A 10,674-nucleotide genomic window follows, 5' to 3' on the forward strand; every position below is an offset into this window, starting at 1 on the left:
CCATCGCCGCTGCCCGGCAAGGTCGGCGCACTCGACGCCAAACTAGGCCACATCATGATTGAGCGCGAAATCGCCTCGATGGCTGATGACGACGCAATTCAGCTTCTGCTCCTGGCTTAGTTTTCAAACGGCTTATCTTTTCGCATCGATCGACCGCACCCTTCATCCTGCCCTCCAAGCGGGACTTGAAATGGCTCGGTACGTGTTTCGAAACGGCATCTTCGTCGACCGGCAAACTGGCGCTCCCATGGAAAAGCCCTTCGCCGGCCAAATCGTCATGCCCAATGTCATGTCGGACATTCCCGAATATCGGTCGCCGGTCGACGGCGCGCTGATCGGGTCGCGTTCGCAGCGCCGTGACGATCTGAAGAAACACAACTGCGTCGAGTATGAGCCCAGCCTTTCCCCGACCAAGGGCAAATTTCGCAATCCCGACTTCTGCCAGAAGCGGGGCCTTCAGGTGTCAGAGGAATTTCGATGAAAATGTTTGCCGCATTGCGACGACTGATTGTTCGGGCAAGTCCGACCTGTACGCTATGGGTCCAAGGGTTCAACACTGACCTGTTGCGCTTCCGGTTCAATCACCAGTGGGTTATCACGGCCCGCGAACTGGCGGAGGTCGGCAAATGACGCTCGAAACAACTGTTTCGACTGCCGGCGCCGTCACCGAAGCGGCGGCCAACAGCAACGCGGAAGCGGCAGTATCCGACGATACGGCCCTTGAAGCCATCTGGAACAAGAACGAGCGCGACAATGGAGCGGACCGGGAGAACGGTAAGTTCGTCAGCGCCGACAGGTCCGAAGCAGCCGACACGGGATCGCCGAAAGGCGGTGATGGCGGGGAATCGGCCGGCGATGGTCTGACGCCTGGCGCCGGTTCGGTTCCCCTGCCTGACAACTGGAAGGGCCTTCAGGGTGCCGATGTCGTCAAGGGCGCATGGGAAAAGACGCCAGCAGAAATCCGCGCCTTCGTCGCCGCGCGCGAGCAAGAGCTACAGGGCCGCCTGTCTGACCACGGCCGGCAGCTTTCGACCGTCAAGCCCATCCAGGAAGTCATCGATCGGCATTCGCATTACTTCGACCCACAGAAGGGCCGCAAGCTCGCTGATGGGACGGTGGTCACGCCCGCGAAGGCGATAGATTTCCTGTTCAACGCCCAGGCCAACCTTGACCGGGCGCCCGTCGAATCCATCATGGCCATCATCGACAGCTACGGCGTGCGCGACAAAATCGCTGCACTCTTTGGCCAGACCGTCCAGCAGGGCGAAAGCGAATTGCGGCAAGAGATTGCCGGGTTGAAGACGTTGCTCGCAACGGTAGGAAACCCCGCAAGTATCGACGACCGCATAAACCAGAAGCTTCAGGAGCGGACCGATCAGCAGTCGGCCGCCGATGAGTTGACCCGCTTGTCAGCCGATAAGCCGTTCTACTCGGAAATCCCTGAAGTCGACATGGTTGAAGCAATCCACAAGGCGCGAAGGAAGCTTGGCGATGCCGCCTCGAAAGAGGCCGTGTTTGGTCTGGCTTACGACATGGCCGTGAACGCCGATCCCGATCTTCGGGCCAAAGCAGCCGCTGGCAAGCCAGCCGCTACGAATGGTGCCGCCAAGGTCGAAGGCGCTCGTCGAGCCGCCGCCGTCAACATCCCATCAACAGCATCAGGCAAGGGTCGGGCTCTCACCGAAGACGAAGAGTTGGCCGCTGTCTTTGATCGAAATCAGAAAGGTTAAATCCGATGGCTGGTCCGTCGACCACCTTCACTGAAATGGTGTCCACCACTCTTCGCAACAGCGCGAACGAGGTGGCGGACAACGTTTCGAAGAACAACGCCTTCCTCAACCGGCTGAAGAAGAAGAACAAGATCCGCAACCTTGACGGCGGCACCGAAATTCAGGTGCAGCTCGAATACGCGGAAAACAACACCTATCAGCGCTATGCCGGCCTGGACACGCTGAACACCAACGGCTCGGATGTCGTCACGTCCGCGAAATTCGACTGGGCACAGGTTGCCCTGCATGTCGTTTCGAGCGGCAAGGAGCTTCGCCAGAACAGCGGCAAGTTCGCGATGATCAACCTCGTCAAGACCAAGAAGGGCAACGCGCTGAAGACCGCCGCGAATAACTTCTCGGTCGATCTGTACTCGGATGGTTCGCTGTCCAACCAGATCGGTGGTCTTGCCAACATTCTCCAGACCAACGGTCAGGGGACGGTCGGCGGCATCGATTCCGCAACCTGGACGTTCTGGCGCAACAAGTTCCTGGAGGCCACCGGCACCAACCTTGCCGCATCGCCTTCGGCAGCTAACGCGGCATCGTTCAAGGCCGACATGAACCGGCTCTGGCTGGGTCTGACGCGCGGCGCCGACAAGCCGGACATCATCACCTTCAGCCACGACTTCTACTCGCTGTACGAACTCGGCGAGCAGCAGCTTCAGCGGTACATGGACGCCGACATGGCCCAGTCGGGCTTCATCGGCCTCAAGTACAAAACCGCTGACGTGATCTTCGACGACAACACGAATTTCACGACCACGGCAGAGAAGGGCTACTTCCTCAACACGGATTACATCTACGTCGACCAGCACAAAGAAGCGCAGTGGACGCAGGACGACGAGAAGAAGCCCGTCAACCAGGACGCCGTTGTCATCCCGTTCTACTGGATGGGCAACCTCGTCACCTCGAACCGGTCGCTTCAGGGCGTCCTCTTCGACGCGGCATAAGGAGCGAAAAACATGACCTCTTTTGTTGGCATCGATGTCACTCAGACGTTCACGGCGGCCCAGTTGACCGGCGCGAACTCCGGAAAGGCACCGAAGATCAATGACCTTTACGAATCGTTCGACGGCAAGACGTACCGCTTCGTGAAGTACAATCAGGGTGCGGGCGCTATCGCGGCCGTCATCGGCAACGTCGTGGGCTTTTATGCCCCTGGCGGCACCTCGACCGGCGTCACGAACGAAGTGACTTCGGACGTGTCTGACACGGCTGCAAACGGCGCTGGCGTCCTCGCTGGCGCGCCTGGCAACGGCGAATATGGCTGGATCCAGGTCAAAGGGCCGGCCACCCTGAACACTGCCCTGGTCTCCGGCGCATCTGGTCAGGCTTTGGCTCTTTCGGTCACCACGGATGGAACCCTGAAGGTTGCCGCCGCCGTGACGGAAACGGTCTGCGCATATTCGATCCTTTCGGCGTCGAAAATCATCATGTGCGCATTCCCGTACTGATGAACGGGCGGGGCTGCGGCCTCGCCCAAATCCTCAAAACAGGAGAAACGAAATGCCTCGTGCAGGAAAATCCGTCGATCCGATCGGCATCAACCAGTTTCGCAAGCTCTGGAACGGCGGCGAGCGCCGGCGAGCGCTTGAACTCGCTCAGTCGGCCGACCTTTCAGAAGATGAATGGGCGGCACTCCACAGCGAATTCCCAGGCCTGCTTGAACTGATCAACACCTAAAGGGCGCTTCGGCGCCCGCCACGCTTTCAGGAGCAAAGCACAATGTCCGAGAACCAAGCCCCGATGATCCGAGTGATGGGGTTCAAGACGAGCTACGAGATGTTGCCGGTCAAAGGCGATCCGGTGACGGAGAAATGCGATCTGAAGGGCTACAAGCTCGATGCGAGCGGCCGGCGCATTCTGGAGCGGCAGGCGGAAGACTGGGTGACCTATTCCCCGTCGCACTCGCCGATGAACACCAAGACAACCGAACGCGTTCGCCTGATGCTGCCCGACCCGTCCAAGATGGGCGAGGACCAGGACGGCGAGAAGCTGAAGTTCATGACGGCGCGCTGGATGCAGATCGAGCCCGCATATGATGCCTTCAAGAAGGGGCAGGACATTCCCGTCAACGGCATGGCGCTTGCAGCGTGGCCTGGCGTCTCGCCCGAGCAGGCCGAAGTGCTTCGGCAGTCCGGCATTCGCACGGTGGAGGAAGTCCGCGACCTTCAGGAAGGCCAGATGGATAAGGTTCGCCTGCCGAACATGCGCGAGATGCGCAAACAGGCGAAGATGTTCCTCGAACACACCGACGCCGCCAAGGCATCCGAGCGTGAGGCCCAGAAGGACGCCATCATCGAACAAATGGCGGAGCAGAACGCCGCCCTGGTCGAGCGGATGGCCGCCATGGAAGCACTGCTTGAAGAGCGGACCCAGCCCAAGACGAAGGCTAAGGACGCCGCCTGATGTCCATTCTCGATGTGGTGAAGGGTGCGGCGACCGTACTCGGCATGGACGTGCCGACGCTGGTCTATGGCGCCACCAATCGAGAAATGGTTGAGATGCAGGAACTCGTCAACGTCATGGCGTCGGAAATCGTCGACGCCTACGACTGGCAAAAGCTGCTGGTGCTGAAGACCTTCACGGGTGATGGCACCACGGCCGATTTCGATCTCCCGGATGACTACGAGCGGATGCAGCAAACTTCGTCGCTCTGGTCGTCCAGGTGGCTGTGGGCAACGAACCATCTGACCAGCCCGGATCAGTGGATTGAGCTTCAGGTGACGCCGATCGCCACGGTGAACGGCTACTGGATCATTTTCGGTGACCAGTTTCACCAATGGCCGGTCATGGCCAGTAGCGAGACGGTGAAATTCTTCTACGTCTCAAACCAGATCGTCAAAGCCAGCAATAATTCGCTGAAGCCGGCGTTCACGGAAGACGCAGACACGTTCAGGCTGTCCGAGCGGCTGTTGAAGCTCGCCATCATCTACCGGTGGAAGCAGAACAAGGGCCTTGCCTATCAGCAGGCGCAAGACGACTTCGAAACGCTGAAACTCAGCCTGATCGACAAAGATCCGGGTTCAAAGCCGGTCGTGTCGGGCCAGCCGCCCCTTAGCTGGCGCGGTCGCAATGTCGCGTGGCCTGGGACTGTCACAGGTGCCCCGTGAGGCTTGGCGAGCGTTTCCCCGGTCGCCGCAAGTCTGTTCCTGTGCCGGCAGCGGCCAAGGCCCAGCCGTACACCTTCGGCGCGCCCGTCGCGGGCTGGGTGACTAATCAAAGCCTTGTGAAATCCAAGCCGTTTTCGGCTCAGAGGCTCGAAAATTTCCTTCCTACCTCCACGGGCATCAGCATGCGCGGCGGTTCGATCAAGCGCGCCACGATCGGCGCCGTTCCCGTGGAAAGTTTCATCACCTACAACGCGGGCGGCACGAAGAAAGTTTGGGCTTGCGACGCCACCACCGTTCGCGATGTCACGGCGCCGGCTTCACCGACCGTGCCGCCGTCCGCGTCCGTCTCGGGCCAGACTTCCGGCTACTATTCCTATGTGAACTTCACCACGTCCGGCGGCTCGTTCGTCGTCGCGGTCAACGGTACCGATTTTCTCCAGCTCTACAGCACCACGTTCGACTGGACGGCGGTCAACGGCCTGCCGACCTATCGGATGAATTTCGATGCTCAGACGGTCAACTTCATCACGGGCCAGGTCGTTACCGGCGGCACCAGCGGCGCGACCGCGACAGTGGTCAAGAACGTCGACAACGGCACAACCGGCTCGCTTATGATCCAGTCGATTACCGGCACGTTCGTCGACAACGAAACCATCACAGGAGCGGGCGGCGGGTCGGCGCTTGCGAATATTCCCGGCGGCGTCGTCCAGGTCTCGGCCGCAATCACCGGCGTAGCGACTTCGGCCCTGTCTCACGTCTGGCTCTATCGAAACCGGCTGTTCTTCATCGAAAACGGCACGATGCGCGCCCGGTATCTAAACGTCGACAGTGTGACCGGTGCCCTGGGCTCTCTGAACCTGTCGGGCATCTTCCAGCGCGGCGGCTCGCTGCTGTTCGGTGCAACCTGGTCCCTGGATGCTGGCGACGGCATCGACGACAAATGCGTGTTCGTCACCACCGAAGGCGAGGCCGCTATCTTCGAAGGGTCGAACCCGGCCGGCACCACGCAAGCAGAATGGAACCTTGTCGGCCGCTACGACCTCACGGACCCGATGGGCAAACGCGGCACCATGCGAGCTGGCGGCGATCTGATCGTGGCGACGAAGGAAGGCCTTGTCCCGATCTCTGCGGCGATCAACAAGGACGCGGCGGCCCTGTCGCTTGCCGCCATCTCCAGGAACATCGAACCGGATTGGAAGCGCGAAGCCTCCAGGCGGCTTTCCCTGCCCTGGGAAATCATCAAGTGGCCAGACATGAACTATGCGATTGTCGCGCTGCCGGTCACGGCGGATGGACAGGAGGCGTGGTCGTTCGTCGTCAACCTCGAAACCGGCGCTTGGTGCAAGTTCGTAGGGTGGGCCACGCGCTGCATCGAATTGCACGACAGCCGCCTCTATTTCGGCACCAATGACGGCGAGGTTTTCGAAGCAGAGATTGCGGGCAACGATAACGGTCTGCCGATCTACTATACCTATGTCGGCAACCCCGATCATATGAAGTCGTTGGGCGGCCTGAAGACCGTTCACCAGGCCCGCCCGACCTTCCTCAGCGCCACACCCTACAACCCGGAAATCTCGTTCTCGGTCAATTATTCCGTCAGCCTGCCACCAGCACCGACAGCGGCCGATGGAGGCACGGCGGACCTATGGGATTCCGGCCAATGGGATGTCGCGAAGTGGGACCAGGCGCAGCCTGTGGCGTCGGTTGGCGGTGGCCAATGGATTTCGATCGGCAAGACGGGTTACGTGATGCAGCCCCAACTGCAAATCACAAGCCTCCTAAACCAGCGCCCGGTCACAGAATTCGTTCAGCTCGATGTCACCTTTGAAACGGGAGGCGTCGTTGTCTGACTACGCCATCAGCATCGAGAATTTCAGCGAGGCATGGCCCGAACTCGAGCCGCTTTGCCGCGCCCACTATGGAGAGATGCAGACGCGGATGGCGGCCGAAGGGATGAAGATCGGCGACTTCAACCCGCGCCTCAATGTCTACGGCGGCGCCGGGCATTTGCTTTGCTTCGTCGTGCGGATCGACGGCGAGGCCGTGGGATACGCCTTTATCTGGCTCACCCAGGACATGCACAACAGCGAGCCGATCGCCCAGGAAGACACGATTTATATGCGGCCGGATCACCGGAACGGCGTTGGCCGCCGGTTCACCAAGCACATCCTGGCCGAACTCAAAACGCGCGGCTGCGTCAGGGCGCACGTCACCATCGCAACGGATCTCCGCGTAGCTGCCATGTGCGAGCGCGTGGGCTTCAAGCGATCGGCAATCGCCATGACCTACTTTTTTCAGGAGACCTGACCATGTGTGCGCCATCTGCACCGGAACCGCCGGACCCCAAAGAGACTTCTGCAGCGTCGACCGCAACGAATGTCGGAACCGCGATTGCAAACGCCAATCTCGGCAACGTCAACCAGGTGACGCCGGATGGCTCGCTGAACTATTCCCAGACGGGAACCTACAAGTGGAATGACCCCTACACGGGCAAGTCCTATGACATCCCGACCTACACGGCCACGCAAACGTTGTCGGGAACCGGTCAGGCGATCAAGGATCAGACGGACCAGGCAAAGCTGAACCTGGGCGAACTGGCGGCCGGACAATCTGGGTTCCTGAAGGACTGGCTTGCCAAGCCCGTCGACCTGTCGAACGACGCCACCGAAGCGAGGTTGATGGATCTCGGCATGAAGCGGCTTCAGCCGGCGCTGGACGCTCGCCGGCAGGCAAACGAGGCCGATCTGATCAACCGCGGAATTCGCCCCGGCTCGGACAACTATGCGCAGGCGCAGAACATCGAGAACCAGGGCGAGAACGACGCCTATAACTCGCTGCTGCTCTCCGGTCGCGGTCAGGCGGTGCAGGAAGCGCTGGCGCAGAACTCGGCACCGATCAACAACCTGACGGCGCTGCTCTCGGGCTCACAGGTCAGCCAGCCGAATTTCGTCAACGCGAACATGCCGACCATCCCGACCACCGACACGGCGGGACTGATCAACACCAACTACAACCAGCAGCTCCAGAAGTGGCAGCAGGACGCGAGCAGCAGCAGCGATTTGATGGGCGGCCTGTTCGGCTTGGGCGCGAACCTGATCAAGTTTTCGGATCGCCGCCTGAAGAAGAACATCCGAGCGATCGGCACCTTCGCGAACGGCCTGACGAAGTACGTGTTCGAATATCTCTGGGGGGGTGGTGAGCAAGTCGGTGTCATGGCTGACGAGGTGCGAGCCTATCGACCCTATGCCGTGTCGACCGTCAACGGCTTCGATGCCGTCGACTATGGGAGGGCCTTCGCATGACCGCACAGCCGGGTTTCATCTTCGGCGGGGACACTGGCGTCCAGACGCCGGAAGAACTCGCGCGCCTTCGCGCCATCGCCGACGCCTTGCGCGGGCCTGTGGCGCCGAAGACTGTCGGGCAGGGCCTTTCCGCCATCGGCGAGGCTCTGGGCTATCGCCTGGCCAACGGCAGGGCCAACAAAGCGGAAGCAGACTGGCGCAAGGGCGGCGACAGCGTGTTTTCGGCGCTGTTCGGCTCAGGCGCTGCCGGGTCGACGCCGGCCGCTGCTGGCGGGGCTCCCTCGGTCGATAGCGGAAGCGCTCCTGCATCCGGTACGTTGCCGAATGTCGATATCAGCAAGACGGTTTCGGGCGGCGTCGATCCGGGGTCAATCTTCGCCGGCCTGAAGGCGCGCGGTTTGAACGATGCGCAAGCCTATGCCACCCTCGGCAACTGGAAGCAGGAAAGCGAATTTCGCCCCGGTGCGATCAACCCAGGCGAAGGCGCTGTGGGCTTCACCCAGTGGCGCGAGGGCCGCAAGACATCATTGGAGAACTTCGCCAAGGCGACAGGCCGCACAGCCAGCGATCCCGAAGCGCAGATGGATTTCTATGTGCGGGAGGCCGGTATCGTTCCCGACACGACTGGCACGGTCAGGGTAGATCCAGGCGGCTCGGCATTCGCTAAGGCCACCGACATCGAGGGCGCGAACCGGGCGCTCAAGGGTTTCATTCGCTATGGCTCGCCCTACGACAAGGGCGGCGAAGGCACGCGCCTCGCCAACGCGTTGGCTTACCAAAAGCAAGGCTTTGCAACGCCGGACGATGCCTCGCCGCGTCAGGTAGCGAGCCTTGATCCATCCGCTGGCCTCCCTCCGGCACCGGTTGGCGGTGTAGTCGCGGCACTTGCTGGCGGTTCGCCAGCGCCCGTTCAGCCTCAGACCGCCGCACAGGCTCTTTCTGGCGCTCCGGCTCAACGAGCAAGTGCCCAGTACCCTCGTGCCGCCGATGGTGGCGGCGCGCCTATGCTTGGCGCCAACCCGACGCCTGGCGCAATCCGCAAAGGTCCGGACGGCAAGACCTACCAGTATGCCGAAACGAAAGGCATGGCGGGCGCGACCGGTGATTTCGGGTGGATTCCGGTCAACACTGGGTCGGTGCCGGCCGCCCGGACTGGTGGCGTTCAGGTCGCGGGTGGTGGCCCGACCGTGCAGCAGCTCATGCAGGCGGCGACCGATCCCCGGTTGAGCCCTGAACAGCGCGGCGTCGTCAGCATGCTTCTGAAAAAGAAGATGGACGAGGCCGACCCGGCCACGCAAATGGAGATGGAAAAGAATCGGCTCGAAATGGAAAAGACCCGGATTGAGACCGAGCGCCTTCAAAATCCGCAGATGACGCCGGCCGAAAAGGCCCGCCTCGATTTCGATGAGCGAAAGCTTCAGGCCGACCAGAACAAGCTGGTCGAAGTCGGCGGCTCGCTTGTCGATCCCAAGACGCATCAGGCCGTCTACACCGGCCAGCAAACCGATTGGGAGAAGCTGGACGACAACACGCTCTACAACAAGCGCACGGGGGAATCGAAGGCGGTCGGCGGCGGCGGTCCCAACGCCGGCCAGTTCCGGTTCAAGGGCAATTCGGTTGAGGCACAGTCGCTCAATGGCCTCATGGATACCGGGGATCTGACCGAAGAGCAGGCCCAGCAGCTCGGCGCCGGCAAGACGATCACCGGCCCGAACGGCGAAATGCTGTTCCTGACCCCGCAAGGCGTGTTTGGACAGGCCGGCAAAGACGCTCCTGCCGTGCCGGTAGCGCCTCGCTCGGCGCCGCCGGCTCCCGCCGCTCCGCAAGCGGCTCCAGCGCCACAGCCAGCCCCGCCTGCCGCTTCTCCTGGCCCGGTGGCCCCGTCTGCCCCGGCCCCAACTCCGGCCGCGCCTGTGAGCCCGCGCGCGGCAAACCCGGCACCGGGGCAGAACGCCGGCATCATGCCGCTGACGGGGCCGAAGACGAAGCCGCCGAACGAGCAGCAGCAGCGCGACAACAAGCTGTATTCCGTCGTTGCGCCCGAACTGGCTATTGTCGAGAAGAACTTTGACGCCTTGTCCAACACGCGCGATCAGGCTTTGTCGGCCATTCCGCATGGTTCCGACTATGGAGCGGACTATCTGAAATCAACCGACTACCAGCGGGCCTCGAACTCGCTGAAGACGATCATCGCCTCCTACCTCTACAGCGTGTCCGGTGCCACAGCGGCCCCCGCCGAAGTCGAGAACCAGGCCAGCATCCTCACGCCGAAGCCGGGTGAGGCCCAGGCATCGGTGGATGACAAGAAGGCGCGCGTCCGCGCCATGGTTGAAGCGATCAAGAACGGCGGTGCTGCGGCGGCCCCTCCGTCCGGCAACGGTGGCACCACCAGCAACGGCCTCAATTGGAGCATCGAACCCTGATGGCAACGCTCAACATCCAGGGCCAAAAGGTCAAGGTCGACGACGCCTTTCTGTCGATGACGCCCGA

General features: G+C 61.6%; 11 protein-coding genes. All 11 read left to right on the top strand.

Annotated features, from left to right (window positions below; all coding sequences use genetic code 11):
- Positions 1 to 85 precede the first annotated feature (85 nt).
- The 11 genes from EN808_RS34825 (at position 86) to EN808_RS34870 (ending at position 10,607) form a co-directional block, all read left to right on the top strand.
- Entirely contained in the window at positions 86 to 481 is a 396-nt protein-coding gene (locus EN808_RS34825; RefSeq protein WP_245525193.1) for a hypothetical protein, read from the top strand.
- A gap of 145 nt (positions 482 to 626) precedes the next feature.
- Complete coding sequence (locus EN808_RS34830) at positions 627 to 1,730, top strand: hypothetical protein (protein ID WP_135918182.1); 1,104 nt, start codon at positions 627 to 629, stop codon at positions 1,728 to 1,730.
- A 5-nt stretch (positions 1,731 to 1,735) separates the two neighbouring features.
- Positions 1,736 to 2,719, top strand: coding sequence for a phage major capsid protein (locus EN808_RS34835; RefSeq protein ID WP_135918183.1), 984 nt, complete (start codon positions 1,736 to 1,738; stop codon positions 2,717 to 2,719).
- 12 nt (positions 2,720 to 2,731) lie between these two features.
- Positions 2,732 to 3,223 carry a hypothetical protein gene (locus tag EN808_RS34840; protein ID WP_135918184.1) on the top strand — a complete coding sequence of 164 codons (492 nt, stop codon included), beginning with the start codon at positions 2,732 to 2,734 and terminating at the stop codon, positions 3,221 to 3,223.
- 52 nt (positions 3,224 to 3,275) lie between these two features.
- The gene (locus EN808_RS36630) at positions 3,276 to 3,452 is read left to right on the top strand and encodes a hypothetical protein (RefSeq protein ID WP_189524234.1); all 177 of its coding nucleotides are present in this window, start codon (positions 3,276 to 3,278) and stop codon (positions 3,450 to 3,452) included.
- A gap of 42 nt (positions 3,453 to 3,494) precedes the next feature.
- The gene (locus EN808_RS34845) at positions 3,495 to 4,178 is read left to right on the top strand and encodes a hypothetical protein (RefSeq protein ID WP_135918185.1); all 684 of its coding nucleotides are present in this window, start codon (positions 3,495 to 3,497) and stop codon (positions 4,176 to 4,178) included.
- Positions 4,178 to 4,882 carry a hypothetical protein gene (locus EN808_RS34850; RefSeq protein ID WP_135918186.1) on the top strand — a complete coding sequence of 235 codons (705 nt, stop codon included), beginning with the start codon at positions 4,178 to 4,180 and terminating at the stop codon, positions 4,880 to 4,882. Before EN808_RS34845 ends, EN808_RS34850 begins: the two co-directional genes overlap by 1 nt.
- A 182-nt stretch (positions 4,883 to 5,064) precedes the next feature.
- Complete coding sequence (locus EN808_RS34855) at positions 5,065 to 6,732, top strand: hypothetical protein (protein WP_189524235.1); 1,668 nt, start codon at positions 5,065 to 5,067, stop codon at positions 6,730 to 6,732.
- Positions 6,707 to 7,189, top strand: a complete 483-nt coding sequence (locus EN808_RS34860) for a GNAT family N-acetyltransferase (RefSeq protein ID WP_189524236.1) — start codon at positions 6,707 to 6,709, stop codon at positions 7,187 to 7,189. Before EN808_RS34855 ends, EN808_RS34860 begins: the two co-directional genes overlap by 26 nt.
- Before the next feature lie 2 nt (positions 7,190 to 7,191).
- Complete coding sequence (locus EN808_RS34865; protein WP_135918188.1) at positions 7,192 to 8,184, top strand: tail fiber domain-containing protein; 993 nt, start codon at positions 7,192 to 7,194, stop codon at positions 8,182 to 8,184.
- Positions 8,181 to 10,607, top strand: a complete 2,427-nt coding sequence (locus EN808_RS34870; protein WP_135918189.1) for a phage tail tip lysozyme — start codon at positions 8,181 to 8,183, stop codon at positions 10,605 to 10,607. Before EN808_RS34865 ends, EN808_RS34870 begins: the two co-directional genes overlap by 4 nt.
- Positions 10,608 to 10,674 lie beyond the last annotated feature (67 nt).

It is taken from the genome of Mesorhizobium sp. M8A.F.Ca.ET.165.01.1.1, assembly GCF_004792065.1.
Classification (GTDB): domain Bacteria; phylum Pseudomonadota; class Alphaproteobacteria; order Rhizobiales; family Rhizobiaceae; genus Mesorhizobium.